Source organism: Mammaliicoccus sp. D-M19, assembly GCF_022386695.1.
GTDB lineage: Bacteria > Bacillota > Bacilli > Staphylococcales > Staphylococcaceae > Mammaliicoccus > Mammaliicoccus sciuri.
The window spans coordinates 104,545-126,078 of the sequence record NZ_JAJNHW010000009.1 but is presented as its reverse complement, the minus strand read 5'-3'; the positions used below and the strand labels follow the sequence as shown (position 1 = coordinate 126,078).

Here is a 21,534-nt window from a genome sequence, read left to right as displayed (position 1 = left end):
AAACACACATAAATCACGCCCACCCAAAAATTAAAATTTCGGATTAATTTTTGGGGGCCACTTCATTAAGGTGGGGCTTTTTAATAAGATAAACTCTGTTCTATGACTTCATCAGTTATTTCTATGTTGAAAATATTTTCTTTATAAACTTTTGACCATGCAGTACCATTTTGATGAGTGTAGTCTACTAAGTCACGAGCTGAAAATTCAATGAATTTTTCTAAAGTATCTAATATTGATTTTAAAGCACCAGATCCTGCTTCAGAAAACAATATTCTACTATAAGATGGTTTAATTAGCATATCAATTTTTGAAAGAAAGACACTATCATCTTCCTTAAAATCTAATTTACTATAGCCCTTATCTGAATACATATCATAAACACTTTTTACGACTGGACCGTATTTATACGCATATATTTTATCTTTAAATAGACTAGTACCAGTGAGCTTCATAAAATCTTCATAGCACAAATATAATAGCTTTTGTAATTTCAAATGTGTTATATTTTCTCCAACGCTCAAAATAAATTTAGCTACATCACCTGCTGTTAATTCTATTTCATTTTTGTACATATCAATAAACTGAAGTTCGTCTTCAAAAAAAGCTACATCATGAAAGAAACTATCTTTATCTTTGATTGACTGGACATTTCTCGAATCAGTTGAAATTACATGAGATGATACTTTTAAATCACCTACTTTTTTCACTACTTTTTCTAAAACATCATTTACTTCTTTATAATCTTTATCATTATCCAATACTTTATGCCAACCAATTCTATGCCCTAATTTATGATAGGGTGTAATTATTACAAAATGTTCATACATTTTTAATCACCTCTGCTTATTCAAAGTTTTAGTCCACTCTAGATAACCTTGTTTATGTTTAGAGTGCAAAATTTTATTAGATTCCTCGTCTTTATAATTCCATATCTGAATTTCCCAAGGAAAATACGAATTATTTTCACCATATATATAAATATGTATTGCTTTATAACCATAATTATCTTTCTTAATAAATTTAATACGCTTTTCATTAGAAAAATAATTAGATAAAATTTCTAATGCTTGCTCTAAATCATCAAATTTACAAATAAATCTTACCCCGAATAAATCATTCAGGCATTTATTTATTGGTATTTTTCCTTTTTCATTTTTTTCAAAACGATATGTCATCAATTTAGATAATCTTGATTGAGGTTGTTTTAGTCTTGATGATGATAAATGAATATCTTTTTGCTTTAATTCTTGGACTATGACCAATTGTTTAAATAATAATTTACGACAATAATTATTTATATAATCTTCAAATGCAAAATCTAAAATAATTTCATCTCCATTTGAACTAAGTATATCATCAACTCTTTTTTTGTTTAAGTTAAAAGGTTTTTTATACTTTCTAAAAAACTCTAAAGAATGTATATGTTGATGATGTTTTAAAACATTTATGAGTTCTCCAATGTGGTTGCAATTTAATTGATACATTTTTTCACCTTTAGATTAATATATAATTAATATACCTTTAGTATAATTTTTTGTAAACAAAATTTAAAATTTAGGATCACGATTTAATATAAACCTTAATATATACGTAAGTTCAAATTCAGCGAATAGATTTCTTTCACTTTATAATTCCTATTTAGATTGTAGAGAATATATAGTACCTCTCTATTCATTTAAGTACACTTGTTATTGTCTAAACTATTAATATAATCCTCAAAGTTAAATCCAGTTTGTGTAATATATCTTCTTTGTACATCTGTTTAATCATCAAGTTTTTGTTGATTTTCTATAAGTGAGAAGGCTTTTGGAATGTCTTAATCATACTCTGACTTTAAACACTTTATTTGAAATATTACAACTTCTCAACCTAATTAAGAGATAAGTTATTTAAATTGCTTTTACCTGTTCTAAGTTCTGATATAACATATTGTCTAATTCCTGTTACTTTATGAGTTGCATAACCAGTAATGTATCTGTCAATATTTGAATTAATTCGTTCATTTTAAATTATACAAAAAAATACTCCATCACATATAGGAACAGGGTAAGTTACGGAGTATTTTATTATTATACTTTTTAAACTAAAGCAAATATATTCCGTTTTTCTAAAATATTTATATAACATATAAACGACAAGATGTTGTAATCGTTTCATCTTCCATCTTAGATATAATACGTTTTAGTTTTTCAATTCATAATTAGAGTCCATGTTGTCCTCAGCTACTTTTTCGTCATCTCTTTGAGATAAATACAATAAATCATCTGAAACATCTAATAATCGGTGATGTTTATTAAGCTTTATTCCCATGACACTATTACCCTTTCTAATTTTAATTTTTTTATACCTATTTCCGACAAATTACTATATTTAAACTAATGAAGAATTAGTCTCTACTCTCTTTAGATTTGATTCATTATTATAATTAATCTGATTTACACTCTTCATCTACTTACTCATATTTTTTAGTTTTATTTGTGATACGCTTCTACTTATCAGTTAGTGATGCGGTTTTCAGTTTGTTTAACGGCTCAACTACATATGTTTGTACTTTTCATTTATATGGTACCCTCCTTTACCACCTTTTTTCATCAAAATTAAGATTAATTTGCTATTAGTACATACTTATTATTTTGGTTAATTCAGTTTTAACAGCATTTTTCAAACTAATAGGAGATTCCACTTTGACATTGTCACCACATGTGACTATTAATTTAGCTATAAAATCTATATCTTTCGTGTTCACTTTTGATTTAAACAAATATGCCTCTTCTTTAATATTTTCAATCATATAGTCACTCCATAGGTATCCTTTCAAGATATTTAATCCAATAATATTACTTCTAATTTGTATATCAATCGTATTTTCGTTTTCAATCATGAACTGTTGAAAATTCTGCATAGTTATTTCATTACATTCTTGAGTTTCTCCTATTTCATATACTTCTTTTATTTTAGAAATATTTAACAACTTCACTAATTTTGATCCTATATTAACAACAACGAAGTACCACTTTTGATTTTTATATAAGATACCAATACCTTTATATTGACCATTCAAGTAGTTTTGTGAATAACAGATTTTAAATGACTTACTACCAATTGTTAATCTAATGATTTCATTAAATAATTTATAACTTTTGACCTGATATGTATCTTCATTAAAATATTGAAATACCCCATTATACTGGTTTATCAGTTCTTTTTTATTCGAATTATTATATAACTTTTTTAATATTTCTTGGTATTCTGTTTGAAAAGGTAGCTTACTCACATTTGAAATACTTGAAAGCGTAAATACTAAAGCTTTCAATTCTTCGTCTGTGATTGCTATTTTCGTTTGGTTTCGATTACCTATAGTCGTATAGCCACCATTTTTCCCTGTACTACTATATAAAGGCACTCCTAATGCTTCAATTTCCTTTATATCCCTTAAAGCAGTACTACGAGAAATATTAAATTCTGACATTAAATCAATTAGCTTGAACTTTCTATTTTCATTACAATATTCAATCATATGATATAACCTAACAGATTTTTTCATTTTTATTCCCCTTTTAGTATCAATAGTTGATACCAATAAAGTATATACTCTATTTATAACAAATCTAAGGAGGAAAAACTATGAATTTTCAAGTAAGTCCCTATTTTTTAATTTCTGAAAATGCAGATGGTTTGAAAAGGTTGTATGAAGAACTATTTGATGCTAAAACGCTGTATATCCAACGCATTAAGGATAGACCGATAGATAAGCAACTTAACATCGATGAAAATGACTTAAATAAAATTGACCAATGTGTCCTTCAATTTGGAGATATAAAAATTATGATTGCAGATGACACTGAAGGTTTGCCTATAACCCAAGGTAATAATATATCTCTTTGTATCACTTTTGACCACGTAGAAGAAACTAAACGTGTGTATGATCAGTTAATAAAAAAAGGCAGTGAGGTATTAAAAGCATTTAGTCCAGAGTTCTATACTGAAGGGTATGGTTATGTAAAAGATCCTTATGGTATCTCCTTACATTTATTTACGAAGAGAAAAGTTTAAACCAACTTTCAACTATTTTATTACAGATGTTAGTCTTTAATTATATAAAAAATCCTCTTACATATTTTATACGTAAGAGGATTATATATAACTCATTTTTAATTTCATTTATAATACAATCAAAATTTTACTGGTTCTAGTAATTCAATGATTTCACCGTTTGGACCTTCAATAATTGCATTTACGACTTCAACTACTGGCTGACCTAATGATAATGATTCATATGCGTTAAGTATTTTAACGTTATTGTGCTTTAAATGAGCTACTACTTCTTTTATCGAATCTACTGTTAACGCAAAGTGTAATACATGCCCATGTATATTCTCATTCTGTTTCTTAAGTTTGTTGCCCTCACGTGGAACGCTCGCATATTTATCAAATACTTCAATATATGTTTGTCCATCTAACGAACGTAGCATACATGCTTCTTTAATATGGTATTCTTCTAAACTCCAATGATGGGCTTTTTTAAATTGTAGTAAATTTGTATAAAACGAAATCGTTTCTTCATAATTTTCTGCCATAATAGCAATATGTGCTAATCCAAACACCTTCATTTCCATCCCTCCTAAATAAAAGTATAATAGTTGAAAATACTGTATTACATGATATAAATAAAGTATATTCACTTAAAACTTTATTTAATAAGGAGTTATTCATTTGGATAATACTGATAAATTATTAATCACACTTTTAAAAGAAAATGGCCGATTATCTTATAAACAGCTTTCACAAATGGTTCATCTATCACAACCTGCTGTAAAAGAGCGTATCGAAAAATTATTAGACACTAATATTATTTCAAAATTCACTATTGAAACAGGACGTCTAAAAAACCAAATATCAGCTTTTATACACATCAAAACAAGCAAGTGTAACGAACTAGAGGAAATCTTAAACAGTCTGAAGAATGTTGAGAAGGTGTATCGCATGGCAGGCTATTATAACTACTGTGTAGAAGTTCAATGTGAGAGCCACAACCATTTGTTAGATATACAAAAGTCATTAAGACCTTTTGGACCTTCGCAATTACATATCATTACCGAACGCCTTTAACTTAAATTTCGAGATGTAAGCTTAAACTTTTTATTACTTTCCTAATGAGTTCATTCATTTTTTGTCAGTAATTTCTGTCCTATTTTTACTTTTATTTAAATTATCGAGATAGTATGTTGTAATTTTATATTCTAGCAAAATCTAAATGTAGCATGAGAGTATATAAAAAAGTCAAACTATCACTTCCATCAATTCTCATATCATACACTAATTAAGCAAGTGCATTATTAACTACTCTTGCATTTTGATCTAAAGTACTGATAATCTATATACAAATTTATCTTCAAGTTGAATAGTAATTATCTAATAAATCCACCTTCACTATTAATAATCTGTCCTGTAATCCAAGAGCCTCTATCAGAAAGTAAGAAAGCAATTAGATTTGCTGTATCTTGTGGCATACTCAATCTCCCAAATGGAAAATTAGTATCAATCCAATCTTGCAAATCGTAGTCATCTAAATAACCTGTATTGGTTACACCTGGATTTATTGCATTCACAGTAATATTTTTAGTAGCCAAATCATGTGCTAATGATTTTACAATTTCAACCAGTGCTCCTTTGGATAATGCATAGCTTATCTCATTGGGCATAGGTCCTAGGCTTTGACCTGAAGTCATAAAAATGATTTTGCCTTTTTCTTTTTGAATATGTTGTTCAACAAATAATTTAGATAGTAATATACTGGACTTCGTATTAATTTGCCAATGTTTCTCTAAGTTTTCTGCTGTTGTTTCTAATAAATAACCATCATAACCTGAAAGTGCATGATTACATATTAGAAAATCAACCGGTCCATTTTGTTTAAAGAATGATTGAACATCGGCAATGTATTTATCATTCTCAAAATTGGCATGTATATGCTTGAAGCTTGCGCCTTCTATAATATGTTCTTGTATATCTTTTTTAGCGCTCTCAATTGATGTTGGTTGTTCTTCTGTTTCAAAATATTGAATATATACTGATGCCCCTTGCTTTGCACATTCCAATGCAACTGTATATCCAATACCACTTTTCTTGCCTACACCAGTAATAAAAACACACTTATTCTTCAAAGGTAAATTTTCTACAGTCATTACTCTATTTCCTCCTCTTTAGTTATATTTTAGTACTAACAATTTAGTCCGTTTCTCAGTGCAGTAATAGATTCATCAATCGCCTTTTTACTAATATTAGCTTCTGGTACCATTGCTTCGAATTCGTGATATCCTCCTGGATACAAATGAAATTCTACAGGCACGCCCGCTTCTGTTAAGACTTGCACATAATTCATTGTCTCATCTCTAAATGGATCTAACGACCCTACTGTAGTATATGTAGGAGGTAAGTTACTAAAATCTGTTTCATGCATCGGTGAAGCATATTTCGGAATCTCTCCCTCTACCCCTTTTAAATACATTGACCATGCAAATCTATTAAGTGCTTTACTCCATACACGTTGATCTTTAAATTCATTACTAGAATATGTTGAACAAGAAGCATCAATCATAGGAAATAATGGCATTTGAAATTTAATTTTTGGTCCCTTACGATCTCTTGCCAATAATGTTAAAGCAGCTGTTAAGCCACCACCTGTACTTCCACCAACTACTGCAAGCCGTTCAATATCAACATTCAAATTCTCTGAGTGATTTACAATCCATTGAAGTGCCAGGTAACAATCGTTTATTGCAGCTGGATAAGGATTTTCAGGTGCAAGTCGATAATCTACTGAGACCACAACACAATCCACATCCTCAACGTATTTCGCACACTTAGCATCATTACCTTCAACTGAACCAAACATATAACCTCCACCATGAATGAATAGCACGACTGGCAACTTCCCTTTCTGATCCACTGGCGAATATACTTTCAATCTAATCTGTATATCGTCATCATGCGCAGCATAATATTCCTTTTGGGTAATTTTTTCATCAGTATAAGGTTTTAATAACATTTTATTAGCAGAACGAATAGAAGGTAATCTCTCTTCAGTCAAATTCATAGGTTTTAAATTCTTAAATGTATCTAATAATTCTTTATGTACCTTACTTTCCATCTAACTTACCTCCACTAATTTACAATACTTCGATTCCATTTCTTCCAAAACTCATTTTTTAGACTACTTAATAACAGTCCTACTTATTTGTGTTGTAAGAATATTGGGAAGTTTTTTATTCGAACTTACACATTTCTCATACTTTAAATTAAGATAGAAATATTTTAATATGTTGTCTCCCTGAATTTTAAACTCTTGTTTTGAACACCAAAATTATACGAGCATTAATTCAATCCTTCATAGCATCATAATGAGCTTTATCTACATCTTCAATATACCTCATCAAAAATTTTGCTGAACCAATTACATCTATTGCTCTGTATGGTTTATGTGACAATACATTTATAATTGTTAAAAATGATCCTAACTTTATTTTTTTGTTATTACTCATTTCATTGCCTGTCATTTTTCTATAAACTTCTTCAATTTCTGGTTGGTTTGATTTCTGAGCTAGGTCACTATTTTTTAACTTAAAACTTAAAAATTCTTCAAACACTCTTCTAATGCTATTTATTGAATGATAGTAATAGCAATCTTCCTCAACTATGTCCTTTTGACTTTTTCTCGATAACTCGTAAATCTCTTGAAATAACTTTTTATAAGGCGTCTTTACTTTCTTAAATTTTTCTAAAAAACTAGTTCCCTGATGATCTTTGTACACTTCATAAAAATTATGATTTTCCCCTTTTAATCTATAAGTTATATCACAAAAGTCATTCCAAGAATGGGTAAATATAAATATTTGATTAAATTTGCTTTTAAGTACTTTTTTAATTAATTCTAAAACGTAAAATCTATTTGCTTCGTCGAAGCTATTAATAGGATCATCAATGATTAGCGTAGTAATGTTACTTTTAATGGTTTCTTGTTTCTCATCCTCAAAAAGTTCAAAATAAAAAAATAAAAATGCTATTAGATTTTTCTCTCCTTCACTTATATCTTTTATATTTAGTGATATATTTTCTAAATCATGATAAAGATAATAATTTTGTGTAGTTTCATCAGATTTCAACCTAATATGTAAATTAATACTTTCAAATACATCATTTAAGTAAATTTTAAAATCATTATAACCCGATTGATTTTCATGTAATTTCGATATTTTTGCATTAATTTCCTCATTTAGTTGTTCTTGGTTCTTACATTCATTTTCTTCATATTGAATACTTGAAAGTTCTTCTCTTATAGTTTGATTCTCTAATATTTCTAAACTTATAGAGCCAGTAACTATTACATTTATATTTTCTATTTTTTTATTTAATTCTTTTAATTTTATTTTCTTCTTTTCCTTACATTCCTCTTCAATTTCAGATAATCTGCTTATTAATGTAATGTAATCATCAGAAGGAAATTTAAGATTGTCATTCTCCATATTTCCTAATTTTTGTTTTAAAATTCTCTTAATTTCATCAATTGAGTCTCCCAAACTTTCTTCTTCTGACTTTTGGACCCCTAATTCATTAACAAATATATCAATATTAGATAAATATTGTTCATAATTATCCGACAATTGTTCAATTGATTTTTCGACATCTTTAAGATAATCAAAATCTTTTTTCTTTTCATTTAATAAATATATTTCTATTTTTTCTTTAATCAAATTATAATTTAAATTGTTTCCACAAAATTTACATATACTCTCTTCAGCATTATGCAATTCTAAACCATTACGCAACCAATCTATAACTTCAAAACTAGGAATTTTTATATCTGTATAATTATTTTGTAAAATCTTTGTTAATCTATCTACATTATAATTTTCAATTTTTAGGCTTGGAATCATAACTTCATAAATGCTATTATATTTATGATTAAGTGTTTCATCATTCGCTACAAAATTTCTTATACTTTCTATATTAGGCTCTATTTTTTTAGCATCTTTTAAATTTTTTTCATAAATAGCTATTACTTCTTCTATACTTTTACTTGATGATTTTAATGATATTTTAAGATTCCCTTTTCTTGACTTATGTATTTCGTTTATTAGTTCTCTTAACTTCCTTCTCTTCTCAACTAGTAACTTTTTAGTATCCGTCATATCAACAACTTCATTTTTCAGCTTGATTATTTTATTTTCAATTTCTACATTTTTTGTACCAAATGTTGCTTTTACCCCCTTAAATTTATTGGAATCTTCTAGTAAAAGAAGTTCATGAATATAATCAGTGTAAAAATACCTCAAGCTATCTGGATTATTTTCTTCTATTATTTCTTTAATACCTCTAGCTAATGAAGTTTTTCCCCTCCCATTAACTCCGTATATTATATTTATAGCATTGAATTTTAATTCTTCTTTCATACTGTAATTTTTAAAAGACTTTTTTGAAAAATCAGTAATTAATTCCAACATTATATTCCCCTTTTGTATAATATATTCACATCACCATTATGATGTTATATTTTATTTTTTTGCTGTTTTATCACCATATTGAATTTATACTATATTAATAGTTACTCCATTTTTAGTTTTATTTGTGATAAGCTTCTGCTTATCAGTTGATGATGCGGTTTTTAAGTAATAAGTTCATTAAAAAAATAATTGGCTTATTATGAACAACTAACAGAATTGATTCCAATTATACTACTTCACAATTTATATAGTAATCTTCAATAGATATGATTTTTAATTTTAAATTATTAACTACAATCACCTCATAATAATGGCTTTCTTCGCCTGTTAAATTACCTACATAGAAAGCTGGTGTTCCTTTTTTTACTTTTACCCGTAATTTGTAACCTTCTTCTCTTGATTCGTACCCTTTTATTAATGAAGTGTGTAAAATTCCAAGTTCAAACAAATCTACTCCATTTAAGTTTTTAGCATTTTTCTCCATTAATTTGTATATCCGAGGACTAACCGTTCTATAAGTAGTTATATCCTCTTTTACTTTATATTTATCAAATACCTCTAGAATTTCTTTGTGATCATTAGTACCACTTCTTAAATCTTCATTTATTTTTTCCCCACTACTAGCTAATATATATTCTTCAGTTGGTTGGCCGTTTCTACGTGTTTCAGTCTCATATTCAAGTACTCTATCTACATAACTATGTATATTTTCATGGGATAAATTACTATTGTCCCACTTTTCACCGACACGGCAAAAATAGCCTTTTTGTTTTAAATACCATTTTTTTAATCTAAACACAACTTAAAACCTCTCTAATTAATTATTATCTATAAATATTGTCCGTCGAATACTATTTCTTTAAAGAATCTACAGCTTTAAAAAACATTGATACGTTGTACTCAATATTGTTATGCTTTGTTTTTTTTCTAGGATAGTAGTAATTCTTATAATAATCAATTTTAGCTTCTAACATATTCTGTTCAATAGACAAAGTCGCGATTGATAATTCTTCTTTCAACGCATTTCCAAATCTTTCAATCTGTTCTTTTACATATCTGTACTTTTTAATGGATTCCTCTATCAGTTTAATTCTTTTTTGATTATCTGATTCTTTTTCGCATTCATCCACAATACGCCTAATAATATATAACCTAACAGTCGGTAATCTTATATCTATAAGTAAAATAATGACATATGATTGAATAAATGCGTTCAATCCTTCTTCAAATTCATGGCCAGTTTTCTTTTGTCCTTTAAATGCCTTCAAATATAATTCTATTAAATAAAATAATTCATTTAAAAAAGCCCATGCATATTCCTTTTCTAAAGCAACATAACTAATTAATTGATTAGTAAGATTATAATACTGAATCTCATTATGTAAATATTCCCAATGCTTCTCCATCTTTGTATATGATATTTTTCCTCCTAACCGTACATACTCATTTTCTTTTTTGGATCGATTATAGAGAATATTTGGCTTTGTAACCAATCTTTTTTGCGTCTTGTTTATATCTGCTAATGCTTTTGAGGTAATAGATGGGTCATAACTCAAATGTTCATCTACTTTCTTTATCGCAAGTAGTGATTTTAATTGTTCTTCATTTATAAATGGTTTAAGTTTAAATTCATTGTTTTGACTATTGATATACGTCATAGTATTTAAATTTCTATAAATTTTATTCATACTTCTAAATTCTGAGTCATCTAACAAATAATCAAAATTAGGGTTAAAGTGTTTTTGTATAAATGAAACTCTATGCATCTTTTGGTGTTCATTTAAATCGCTTAAACTTCTTAATAACAATAAGTCTTCATAAACCTCACCTGATATATCAAACTTTAGACAATCTACTAAACTGCCATACTTGTCAATAATTTCTTCTATCGTAGGTATCATATATACCCCCCTCCCTATTTTTTGTTCCGCGTCTAATTAAAATGCTTCATTTATGCTTATTATAGCAATCAACCATTGAGGTGTTAAGCATCTACAGTATTGATTGACTAATAAGACTTATTTGGAGGAACTTATGATGAAAGAAAAAGAATTTTATACACTAAAACGTGCTGTTACAAGCATCGCATTTAATTTACCTGTAGGCACCATGTTTATGTATCACGATTTGAATGTGAGGGCTAATGTTTTGTGCTCGACTGAAATTCAACAAGATGTTGGTCGTTGGTTTGCACATTTTGTAAAATATACACCTAACCTTCCATTCATTGTAGTTGGAAAAAAAGGTTCATCTTTGCTCTACCTTAAAACTGCACCAAATCCGATGAATCATCAAAATAACTGGAAAGGTGGTAACAACTAATGACTAACATCATCTTTAGTGAATATCCATACTGGCTTACTGAAGATTCATGGTATGAAGTTATACCACCGAAAGGTAAAAATGATCAGCAAAAGTCCATACGCTTATCTAGTCCAATTTTAATTAAAAACAAGTTTCTTGACCCCAAATCTGGGGTTGAGAAACTAGTTATTTCCAACGGACAAAATATTGAACGTATTGAAACATCAGATATTTTAACATCGCAAAAGTTACCTTCACTAATCATGTATGGCTTCAGCATCAATGAGAAGTACATTAAATCATTAAGCAATGCACTACAATTAATGCGCCAATCACTGCCTCTGTCATCGTTGTATACGGGTGTCGGTGTGTTAAATACTGATAAAGGTGTCGTCATTTCATTAGATGAACCATATCTTTCAAAAGAAATTACACAGTCGCAGGCGGATGAAATCATTTGTGAAACACAGTACGATCTACAACCTAAAGGCACTTTTGAAGACTGGTGGCAAATGTATCTTGATGAAGTAAAAGGAAACTTGTTACTCGAACTTGCTGTAGTGTTTGGTATTTCTTCATTAGTAACTGCGTTTTTAAAAACAAAACATGAGGTTGAATTCGCAGGTACGATTTTCTCATTTACGGGAAATTCAAGCACGGGTAAATCAACTGCAGCGGCTTTAGGAGTCTCAATAACCGGCAACCCTACTAAAGGTAGTAATACGCTGTTTAGATCATGGAATGGCACTAGAAACGCGCTTGAAGGATATCTAAGTAACAACTATGGTGTACCTATTGTATTGGACGAACTGTCATCTGCAACCTTTAAAGATACAACTGGTTTGCTCTATTCAATTGCCGAAGGTCAAGGAAGACAACGTTCTAATATACACGGAGAAGTCAAGTCACTAAAAAACTGGGGAACCTCAGTAATTAGTACTGCCGAACACAGTATTTTCAATAATAGTGCACGTAATGATGGTTTGAATGTACGTACCATTGAAATATCTGAAGCTTTTACAACTAACGCTGACAACGCAGATACTATTAAAAAAGCAACATCAGCTAATTATGGTCATATCATGCCATTAGTAGCTGAATATCTACTCAATCGTGAACAAGAAGTCATTAAATGGTTCCAAAATGAGCACCTAAGGTTCAAAACTCAACTAGAAAAGGAAACCAGCAATACAGGAATTCGGATGTTCAAACGCTATGCAACCATTACAACATCAGCACGTATATTGGAACGTGTCATTGCCACACCTGTTGATTTGAATGCTGTAAGGGACTATCTTATTAACTATCATTTAGATTCTGTTAGTGAGCGAAGCCTAGCTGATAAAGCAATTGAAGTCATTGTCCAATTTGTAGCACAAAATCGTGGTAAGTTTTCTGACGACACTAGGTTATCAACGCTTATTGAAAATTATGGAATGATTTCACTTGAAGATGATCATATCCAGGTGAAAATGATTGCCTCGGTTTTTAAAAATATGTTAAAAGAACATAATTTCCAAGATACAAATAATGTCATTGATGCACTGAGGGATAAAGATTACATCCAGTCAGACGCCAATCGTAAAACAACAAAACGTAGTGTCAAAGACAAAGAAGGCAAACCAAAAACCATCGTATTTTATCATCTTAAGCTTGATAAATCATACGCTCCTATTTTTGGTCTATCTGAAAAAAGTAAATTCAATATACCCTTATCATTTATCTCTGAACACCAACATCCAATACTACGAGACATGATTTCAAAAGCAAGAGAATGGGATAAAAACGGTGATATTGACTTTTAAAGCTTAAAATATGTTATTAAATAAATTTGCTACAACACCTATTTAAAGGTGTTGTAGCACAAATATTAAATCAATGGAGGAATTGTACTATGAATACAGTAGCACTAGCTCACGAAATTGAAGATGAAAGATTTGAATACTTAGAAAGCACACCCCTAGATACTGTGAAGGAATGCTGTAAACAAGAAGGTCGTCAAATAAGTAACACTTACACTGAGGAGTACAAGTTAATAAATGACATTTTGGAGAAAGTAATCAAACCTACGTCCATTGTTGCATATGGAGAATATGAAGATTACATTCATTTAAAAAAATTTGCTCAAAGAAGAATATCGAATTCGTTACTACTTTTGAGATGCAACTAAAGAATTGTTGTTAATACTATGAATAATGAGGTGATATACATGGACGAATTAATCATACTATTAGCCGATCTGGTTATTGAAGAAATCAATCACGCTGATGACTAATAATACCGCCCAACACCCGACTGGTGTTGGGCTTATCTATAATTTCGTTCATAAATATATATTATCTCTTTGAAAGGAGGAAATACTATGAAACGAGCCATTGGTTATTTGCGCCAAAGTACAACGAAACAACAATCACTCCCAGCTCAAAAGCAAGCAATAGAATTATTAGCTCCAAAGCACAATATTCAAAATATCCAATACATTAGTGATAAGCAATCAGGCAGAACAGATAATCGAACAGGCTATCAACAAGTCACCGAACGCATCCAACAAAGACAATGTGACGTATTATGTTGTTATCGCTTGAATCGACTTCATCGCAACTTGAAAAATGCATTAAAACTCATGAAACTCTGTCAAAAATATCATGTTCATATTCTAAGTGTTCATGATGGCTATTTTGATATGGATAAAGCGTTTGATCGCCTAAAACTCAATATATTCATGAGTCTGGCTGAACTTGAATCCGATAATATTGGAGAACAAGTCAAAAATGGACTTAGAGAAAAGGCAAAACAAGGTAAACTCATAACGACCCATGCGCCTTTCGGTTATCACTATCAAAATGGTACTTTCATCATTAATAATGATGAATCACCTACCGTCAAAGCTGTATTCAATTATTATCTTCAAGGATATGGCTACAAGAAGATTGCACAATATTTAGAAGACGATAATAAACTTATTACCCGCAAGCCTTATCAGGTACGAAATATAATTATGAACCCAAATTATTGTGGTCGTGTCATCAATCAATATGGTCAATATAACAATATGGTACCACCTATTGTTTCGGCAACGAAATATGAACATGCTCAAGCAATCCGTAATAAGAAGCAACTTCACTGTATACCTTCAGAGAATCAGCTGAAACAAAAGATCAAATGTCCTTGTTGTGACTCAACACTGACAAATATGACAATAAGAAAAAAACATACATTGCGATATTATATTTGTCCTAAAAATATGAATGAATCTCGCTTTGTCTGTTCATTCAAAGGAATAAATGCACAAAAATTAGAAGTTCAAGTCTTAGCTACATGTCAGAACTTCTTTCAAAACCAACAGCTCTATTCAAAAATTAATAATGCAATTCATCAACGCCTCAAAAAACAAAGAGTGATAGAAGCTAAAAGTACGCTAACTCAAGAACAACTGATAGATAAACTTGCCAAAGGTATGATTGATGCTGAATCATTCAGAAAACAGACTCATTTGATGAATCAAAAGCACAAAACCATATCCTCCATAAGTGATAATCAGTTACAAACATCACTACAAAAGGTTATACAGAAAAGTTTCACGTTAAACATGCTGCATCCCTATATTGATGAAATTCGCATTACAAAAAATAAAGCCCTTGTTGGGATCTATTTCAAAAATGAACCATTGAACATTGTGAACCAAACCTCGCAATCATCGATTGCTTAATCAGAAAGGATGAAAAAATCATGCAACAACTCAAACAAAAACGTGTCGGTATCTATGTTCGTGTATCAACGGAAATCCAAAGTACTGAAGGCTATAGTATCGATGGACAAATCAATCAAATTCGAGAATATTGTGATTTCAATAACTTTGTTGTTGTAGATGTATACGCGGATAGAGGTATCTCTGGAAAATCTATGAACCGACCAGAACTACAACGTTTGTTAAAAGATGCGAACGAAGGTCAGATTGATTCTGTTATGGTCTACAAAACAAACCGACTAGCACGTAACACTTCTGACTTACTCAAAATTGTTGAAGACCTTCATCGTCAAAATGTCGAATTCTTCAGCTTATCTGAGCGTATGGAAGTCAATACAAGCAGTGGTAAATTGATGCTACAAATTCTAGCGAGTTTTTCAGAATTTGAAAGAAATAATATTGTCGAAAATGTATTCATGGGTCAAACCCGACGCGCTCAAGAAGGCTATTATCAAGGCAATTTGCCGCTGGGCTATGACAAAATACCGGATAGCAAGCATGAACTCATGATAAACCAACATGAAGCGAATATTGTCAAATATATATTTGAGTCATATGCTAAAGGCCACGGATATCGTAAAATTGCGAATGCACTCAATCACAAAGGATACGTGACTAAAAAAGGAAAGCCTTTCAGTATTGGTTCAGTGACCTATATCTTATCTAATCCATTCTATGTTGGTAAAATTCAATTCGCAAAGTACAAAGATTGGAATGAAAAGCGTCGTAAAGGGCTGAATGATAAACCAATAATAGCTGAAGGTAAGCATTCCCCTATTATTATTCAAGACTTATGGGATAAAGTCCAATTACGTAAAAAACAAGTCAGTCAAAAACCTCAAGTCCACGGTAAAGGAACTAATCTATTAACAGGTATCGTTCATTGTCCACAATGTGGTGCACCAATGGCAGCTAGTAACACAACGAACACATTGAAAGATGGTACCAAGAAGCGAATACGTTATTATTCTTGCAGTAACTTCCGAAACAAAGGCTCAAAAGTATGTTCTGCGAATAGCGTTAGAGCTGATGTGATTGAGAAATACGTCATGGATCAAATACTCGAAATTGTCAAAAGTGATAAAGTCATTAACCAAGTCTTAGAACGTGTCAATCAAGAAAATAAAGTCGATATTGGTGCATTGAACCACGATATCGCTTATAAACAACAACAATACGATGAAGTCAGCGGGAAACTCCATAATTTAGTTAAAACCATTGAAGATAATCCGGACCTAACATCTGCATTGAAAGCAACTATTCATCAATATGAAACACAACTCAATGACATTACAAATCAAATGAATCAACTCAAACAGCAACAAAATCAAGAGAAACTATCTTATGATACGAAACAAATCGCTGCCCTATTACAACGAATATTTCAAAATATAGAATCAATGGATAAAGCACAACTCAAAGCATTATATCTTACAGTCATTGACCGTATTGATATTCGTAAAGACGGTAATCATAAAAAACAGTTCTACGTTACACTAAAACTCAATAATGAAATTATTAAACAACTTTTCAATAATACCCCTCTCGACGAAGTGCTCCTCAGCACTTCGTCTTTATTTTTGCCTCAAACGCTCTTTCTTCAAATCTAATATCTATGTACTGTCCTTTCGTCATTCAATAACACCCATCTAACGAATCTTTTCAACATACTAACAAGTCACAACTCAATGTGAAGCTTATATTGTATGACGAAAGAACATCCCAAAATAAAATATGAACGGGATAGCAATGGGATTTGATAAATACATGTAGGATAAGGATTACGCAAGCGTAATCCCGAAATCCCATTATTATTTATAAATAAATAATATAAAAAGAAAAAGTAAGTCGTACTGACACCACCAAATCCAAATGATATATAAATATATCGCTATATTTCCTGAGAAATGAGCGGGATAATGGGATTTCCTTGTCATATCAACAATTGTGATAATTTTCTATTGGGATATTTTCTTAATAACAATGGGATTCACAAACGAAACAAAATTTTTTTGAAGCATATATTATCTATATGGTGTATTACATGTATACATCAAAAACATTATAGGAGGTCATAACCATGACACTAGAAAAACAACTCAAAGAGTATATAACTAACTTATTCAATCTGCCAAAGGACGAAAAATGGGAATGTGAATCTATCGAGGAAGTGGCAGATAATATCCTTCCTGATCAATATATCAGACTTGGTCCGCTTACCAACAAAATCCTTCATACGTATACTTACTACTCTGACACACTTCATGAAAGGCATATATACCCCTTTATCCTCTACTATCAAAAACAACTTATTGCGATTGGTTATATTGATGAAACAAACGATATGGACTTCTTATATCTTCATAACACAGTTATGCCACTACTAGATCAAAGACACTTACTTGAAAAGGAGAATTATAATAATGAATAAATGGATACACATAGCTCAGATAAGCGTCACAGTCATTACAGAAGTTATTACAATAATGAAAGATATAGAAAAGGAGAAATGAGCATGAAACGTTATATTACACGTAGTATTGCCAATTACTTGCCAGCAATGTTGCAGCAACAGTTATGGAAACTTGTAGCGCAACGCGAAAACGAACAATTCAAGGAACTAGAAGAGATTGATTACTTTCATATATTCCAGTTCAATATGCATAATAGTCAATTATATATCAAACATAAGCAAGAACGTCCAGAGTACGTAAAAATTCATAAGGCAAATTATTCAAAAGCTATCAATATTAATAAGGTCTACATTATCCGAGAAGATGATGTAGACCTTTCTTATTACGTCATGTTGTTACCTGAAGAATATTAAATAAAGGAGTTAGATAAAATGAAATCAATCAAAAGTGTATTAGAAACTGAAGCGATATTTAGTCAGGATAAAATGCATCGTTATCTTCTCAAGAAAACTTGGGATATTGATAAAGAAGTACTTACAATTATAACGATGTATCCTCATTATGATGGTGTTATCAACGTTGACCTTACAACACAACTTATTGTCAATAAAGTAGCTGAAAAAGATGAATATGGTGGCGTTAATTTTATAAATCTTTTTTCAAATATTGATACCCCCATTAATTTAAAACATATCGAAAACAGCCATGACAAGCACACGGATATTCACATTATGAAAGCTGTCAAAGAAGCCGATAGTGTTTTATTGGCTTGGGGTTCCTACGGAAAAAAACCTCTTGTGGAAAATCGAGTGAATGAAGTATTAGACATGTTAAAACCTCACAGTAAGAAAATCAGTATATTAACAAATCCTCAAACAAATGAAATCATGCATCCATTAAATCCATACGCTAGAAAGGCATGGACAATTAAACCATTAAAGGAGACTAAATAGAATGAATCAAACATGGAAAGAAGTATACCAATATTTAATGCATCAACCACACATCGATGTTATTAAAGGCATTATCGCCTTTTCATCAAACAAAAAAAATAATTCAGAATTAGATGAGCTATATTCCATTTATATGAATGATGATTCTATCACATCCATTGTTCACCCTGACTTAATAGAAAGTATAGAGCTTATCCATAATGAGTAGAAAAAGAATAGATGTTGTCAAAGTCCAAATGGTTAAAGAAGATACACTTTGGTATTTAAAAAGACGTATTGAAGAACCAAAAGACGCTGCTGATATTATGCGTGACTTCATAGGAAATGCTGACCGAGAACACTTCATTTTAATTTGCTTGAATAGCAAAAATGAACCTACACATATTGAAACCGTCTCTATAGGAACCATTAATTTTGCGGTTATACATCCTCGAGAAATATTTAAAACAGCCATATTAAGTAACGCAACGGGTATGATTATTGGCCATAACCACCCAAGTGGAGACATATTAACCATAGTATAATAAATAATAGTAGTTAAAGTAGTTCAGGAGGAGATGTTAAAGGGAGATTTTACTTTAAATAAAAATTAACAAGGTTTATAATTTGTAGTACTTAAAGTGTTTAAAGAGGGGGGCGCGTGTGAGGGTTCAAAGGATAGAAGTGGAGAATAAGCCGTATCCATTGTATTTATTACTAGATAAAGAATACCAGCTAAATGAATGCTTCTAGTAAAAGGAAAATTATCAGTCAGAGTGAGATCAGCAAAAAAATAGCTGTAATGAATGAAGAAATGCAAGGGTTTTGGGCTAATAATAGTTGGGATATAAGAAAATGTCCACATCCTTCTGCCATAGAATTAAGTAAGAATCCTGCTTTAAGAAATCGTTGGGTTCGTTTTGAACGTGTTAAAAATCTGTGGTTAAGAACAGAATTGAAATATTTTTATTTTTACCATTTAAACAATGGAATATGGAATGCAAAAACTGTCTGGATTAGAAAAGGAACAGTAATTAATAAAATGTTGGATTTTTTAGATTTAAAGTATCCCAGCATTACTTCAATTACTGAAGTTCCTATTGATAAAGCAATGACGGAGTATAGAACATATTTGACAAAACAGGGTGTTAGAATTACCACCACTAATTATAAGATTACTGCTAATCAAGAAAAAACACCTGTAAAAGCTAATTCTTACTATGTTACTAATCTTAAACAATTTATTGAGTTTTATGAGGATTTTTATTTTGATGGAGAGGAGTGGGATAAAGACGTTTGGGATAGACGAAACTTACCTTTGCCAGATGATAAGGTTAACCCAACACAATATGAATATACAATTAACTTTAAAGGGTTTCGGAATACATATTTTAAACAGCTTGTAAAAAGATATTGTAAGTTAAGATTGAACATGGATAGCTTTTCCTATGTAAGTGATATTGCCCAAAAACTTAAAGAGTTCTTTAATTTTCTGGACATAAAGTTTAAACACGTTCAGAGAGTACACCAATTAACGAGAGTGGAAATTGAAGCATATTTAAGTGAACTAAACATGATGGGGATAAAACCTAGTACAATAACTGGGAGGATCTCTATATTGGAAGGACTATTTAGTACCCTTCATAGGCTAGAATGGGATGATGTTCCTTCCAAATTATTAATTTATCCCGAGGACTATCCGAAAATACCAAGAGCAAAACCTCGCTTTATAGACGAATTCGTTCTAGAGCAATTGAACAGTCATCTTGATAAATTACCCGAATATATAGCTACGATGACTATGATTGTTCAAGAATGTGGAATGAGGATAAGTGAATTGTGCACCTTGAAAAAAGGCTGTTTATTAGAGGACAAAGATGGAGATTACTTTTTAAAGTATTATCAATGGAAAATGAAAAAGGAGCATATAGTTCCAATATCTAAAGAGGTAGTTTTACTTATTAAAGTTCGGGAAGATAAAGTTTCAGAGGAATTTCCAGATAGTGAATACCTCTTTCCAAGAAAAGATGGATCGCCATTAAAACAAGAAACATTTAGAGGCGAATTAAATAAATTAGCTTATGAGCAAAATATAGTGGATAAATTAGGCGAGATTTATAGATTCCATGCCCATGCCTTTCGCCATTCAGTAGGAACAAGAATGATTAACAACGGGGTGCCCCAGCATATTGTGCAGAAATTTTTGGGACATGAAAGCCCAGAAATGACAAGCAGATACGCTCATATCTTTGATGAAACTCTAAAAAATGAATTTACTAAATTTCAAGAAAAACTGGTTACCAATAATGGAGATGTGCTCAATCTAGATGATGATAGTGAAGTCGATGATGTAGAGCTTCAATGGTTCAAGAAAAATATAAATGCACAAGTGCTTCCAAATGGTTATTGTAGATTGCCAGTAATAGCAGGTGGTTGTCCACATGCGAATGCATGCTTAGATTGCACTCACTTCTGTACCAGTAAGCAATTCTTACCACAGCACGAAGAACAGTTAGAGCGTACAGAAGAGTTATTAACCATAGCAAAGGATAAACAATGGCAAAGACAAATAGAGACTAATAGCCGTGTTAAAGAGCGTTTAGAACAAATCATTGGAAGTTTAACGGGGTAAT

General features: G+C 30.7%; 23 protein-coding genes and 1 pseudogene. 14 read left to right on the top strand and 10 right to left on the bottom strand.

Annotated features, from left to right (window positions below; translation table 11 throughout):
- Positions 1 to 80: 80 nt before the first annotated feature.
- From LQ675_RS13545 to LQ675_RS13535, 4 genes are all read right to left on the bottom strand, one after another.
- Positions 81 to 830, bottom strand: coding sequence for a Panacea domain-containing protein (locus LQ675_RS13545; protein WP_239728050.1), 750 nt, complete (start codon positions 828 to 830; stop codon positions 81 to 83).
- 6 nt (positions 831 to 836) lie between these two features.
- On the bottom strand, positions 837 to 1,487 hold the full coding sequence (locus tag LQ675_RS13540; RefSeq protein WP_239728048.1) for a nucleotidyltransferase family protein: 651 nt from the start codon (positions 1,485 to 1,487) through the stop codon (positions 837 to 839).
- Positions 1,488 to 2,184: 697 nt separating this feature from the next.
- Positions 2,185 to 2,313, bottom strand: coding sequence for a hypothetical protein (locus LQ675_RS15025; protein ID WP_275590081.1), 129 nt, complete (start codon positions 2,311 to 2,313; stop codon positions 2,185 to 2,187).
- A 304-nt stretch (positions 2,314 to 2,617) separates the two neighbouring features.
- The gene (locus tag LQ675_RS13535; protein WP_069854471.1) at positions 2,618 to 3,547 is read right to left on the bottom strand and encodes a helix-turn-helix transcriptional regulator; all 930 of its coding nucleotides are present in this window, start codon (positions 3,545 to 3,547) and stop codon (positions 2,618 to 2,620) included.
- Positions 3,548 to 3,627: 80 nt separating this feature from the next.
- Here LQ675_RS13535 and LQ675_RS13530 point away from each other — a divergent pair, with 80 nt between their 5' ends.
- A complete protein-coding gene (locus LQ675_RS13530; protein ID WP_069854470.1) occupies positions 3,628 to 4,056 on the top strand; it encodes a VOC family protein in 429 nt (142 codons plus the stop codon).
- A gap of 119 nt (positions 4,057 to 4,175) precedes the next feature.
- On the opposite strand, the gene LQ675_RS13525 is transcribed toward LQ675_RS13530, so the two are convergent.
- Positions 4,176 to 4,613: a VOC family protein gene (locus tag LQ675_RS13525; protein ID WP_069854469.1), complete on the bottom strand. Its 438-nt coding sequence runs from the start codon at positions 4,611 to 4,613 to the stop codon at positions 4,176 to 4,178.
- A 103-nt stretch (positions 4,614 to 4,716) separates the two neighbouring features.
- On the opposite strand from LQ675_RS13525, the gene LQ675_RS13520 reads away from it, so the two are divergent.
- Positions 4,717 to 5,112, top strand: a complete 396-nt coding sequence (locus tag LQ675_RS13520) for an Lrp/AsnC family transcriptional regulator (protein ID WP_070372898.1) — start codon at positions 4,717 to 4,719, stop codon at positions 5,110 to 5,112.
- Between the two features lie 299 nt (positions 5,113 to 5,411).
- Here the strand turns inward: LQ675_RS13520 and LQ675_RS13515 are convergent, their stop codons facing one another.
- The 5 genes from LQ675_RS13515 to LQ675_RS13495 form a co-directional block, all read right to left on the bottom strand.
- Positions 5,412 to 6,188 (bottom strand): SDR family oxidoreductase, encoded by a 777-nt coding sequence (locus tag LQ675_RS13515; protein ID WP_239728038.1) that lies wholly within the window; start codon positions 6,186 to 6,188, stop codon positions 5,412 to 5,414.
- 35 nt (positions 6,189 to 6,223) lie between these two features.
- Positions 6,224 to 7,153, bottom strand: coding sequence for an alpha/beta hydrolase (locus tag LQ675_RS13510; RefSeq protein WP_239728036.1), 930 nt, complete (start codon positions 7,151 to 7,153; stop codon positions 6,224 to 6,226).
- Between the two features lie 229 nt (positions 7,154 to 7,382).
- Positions 7,383 to 9,503 (bottom strand): AAA family ATPase, encoded by a 2,121-nt coding sequence (locus LQ675_RS13505; protein WP_239728034.1) that lies wholly within the window; start codon positions 9,501 to 9,503, stop codon positions 7,383 to 7,385.
- A gap of 226 nt (positions 9,504 to 9,729) precedes the next feature.
- Positions 9,730 to 10,302, bottom strand: a complete 573-nt coding sequence (locus LQ675_RS13500; protein WP_000489177.1) for an ADP-ribosyltransferase — start codon at positions 10,300 to 10,302, stop codon at positions 9,730 to 9,732.
- Between the two features lie 52 nt (positions 10,303 to 10,354).
- Positions 10,355 to 11,404 carry a hypothetical protein gene (locus tag LQ675_RS13495; protein ID WP_000613217.1) on the bottom strand — a complete coding sequence of 350 codons (1,050 nt, stop codon included), beginning with the start codon at positions 11,402 to 11,404 and terminating at the stop codon, positions 10,355 to 10,357.
- Positions 11,405 to 11,540: 136 nt separating this feature from the next.
- On the opposite strand from LQ675_RS13495, the gene ssb reads away from it, so the two are divergent.
- The 12 genes and pseudogenes from ssb (at position 11,541) to LQ675_RS13440 (ending at position 21,533) form a co-directional block, all read left to right on the top strand.
- Positions 11,541 to 11,825 (top strand): cassette chromosome ssDNA-binding protein, encoded by a 285-nt coding sequence (gene ssb / locus LQ675_RS13490; protein WP_000659554.1) that lies wholly within the window; start codon positions 11,541 to 11,543, stop codon positions 11,823 to 11,825.
- Positions 11,825 to 13,612 (top strand): cassette chromosome replicative helicase, encoded by a 1,788-nt coding sequence (gene cch1 / locus LQ675_RS13485; protein WP_000181743.1) that lies wholly within the window; start codon positions 11,825 to 11,827, stop codon positions 13,610 to 13,612. Before ssb ends, cch1 begins: the two co-directional genes overlap by 1 nt.
- Positions 13,613 to 13,701: 89 nt before the next feature.
- Complete coding sequence (locus LQ675_RS13480; protein ID WP_001791132.1) at positions 13,702 to 13,977, top strand: hypothetical protein; 276 nt, start codon at positions 13,702 to 13,704, stop codon at positions 13,975 to 13,977.
- Between the two features lie 192 nt (positions 13,978 to 14,169).
- The gene (gene ccrA / locus LQ675_RS13475) at positions 14,170 to 15,516 is read left to right on the top strand and encodes a cassette chromosome recombinase CcrA (RefSeq protein ID WP_000816499.1); all 1,347 of its coding nucleotides are present in this window, start codon (positions 14,170 to 14,172) and stop codon (positions 15,514 to 15,516) included.
- 20 nt (positions 15,517 to 15,536) lie between these two features.
- Positions 15,537 to 17,165 (top strand): cassette chromosome recombinase CcrB, encoded by a 1,629-nt coding sequence (gene ccrB / locus LQ675_RS13470; protein ID WP_001186596.1) that lies wholly within the window; start codon positions 15,537 to 15,539, stop codon positions 17,163 to 17,165.
- A gap of 470 nt (positions 17,166 to 17,635) precedes the next feature.
- Positions 17,636 to 17,986, top strand: a complete 351-nt coding sequence (locus tag LQ675_RS13465; RefSeq protein WP_000171449.1) for an SAUGI family uracil-DNA glycosylase inhibitor — start codon at positions 17,636 to 17,638, stop codon at positions 17,984 to 17,986.
- 84 nt (positions 17,987 to 18,070) lie between these two features.
- Positions 18,071 to 18,382 carry a DUF960 family protein gene (locus tag LQ675_RS13460; RefSeq protein WP_000833212.1) on the top strand — a complete coding sequence of 104 codons (312 nt, stop codon included), beginning with the start codon at positions 18,071 to 18,073 and terminating at the stop codon, positions 18,380 to 18,382.
- 18 nt (positions 18,383 to 18,400) lie between these two features.
- Positions 18,401 to 18,922 carry a DUF1643 domain-containing protein gene (locus LQ675_RS13455; protein ID WP_000836008.1) on the top strand — a complete coding sequence of 174 codons (522 nt, stop codon included), beginning with the start codon at positions 18,401 to 18,403 and terminating at the stop codon, positions 18,920 to 18,922.
- 1 nt (position 18,923) lies between these two features.
- Positions 18,924 to 19,130, top strand: a complete 207-nt coding sequence (locus LQ675_RS13450; RefSeq protein WP_001077283.1) for a hypothetical protein — start codon at positions 18,924 to 18,926, stop codon at positions 19,128 to 19,130.
- The gene (locus tag LQ675_RS13445) at positions 19,123 to 19,446 is read left to right on the top strand and encodes a JAB domain-containing protein (protein WP_000088091.1); all 324 of its coding nucleotides are present in this window, start codon (positions 19,123 to 19,125) and stop codon (positions 19,444 to 19,446) included. Before LQ675_RS13450 ends, LQ675_RS13445 begins: the two co-directional genes overlap by 8 nt.
- Positions 19,447 to 19,564: 118 nt before the next feature.
- Positions 19,565 to 19,645, top strand: a pseudogene (locus tag LQ675_RS15095) (site-specific integrase); the annotation flags it as partial.
- Complete coding sequence (locus tag LQ675_RS13440) at positions 19,641 to 21,533, top strand: site-specific integrase (RefSeq protein WP_002485298.1); 1,893 nt, start codon at positions 19,641 to 19,643, stop codon at positions 21,531 to 21,533. The pseudogene LQ675_RS15095 and the gene LQ675_RS13440, both read left to right, overlap by 5 nt.
- The last annotated feature ends 1 nt before the right edge of the window (position 21,534 follow it).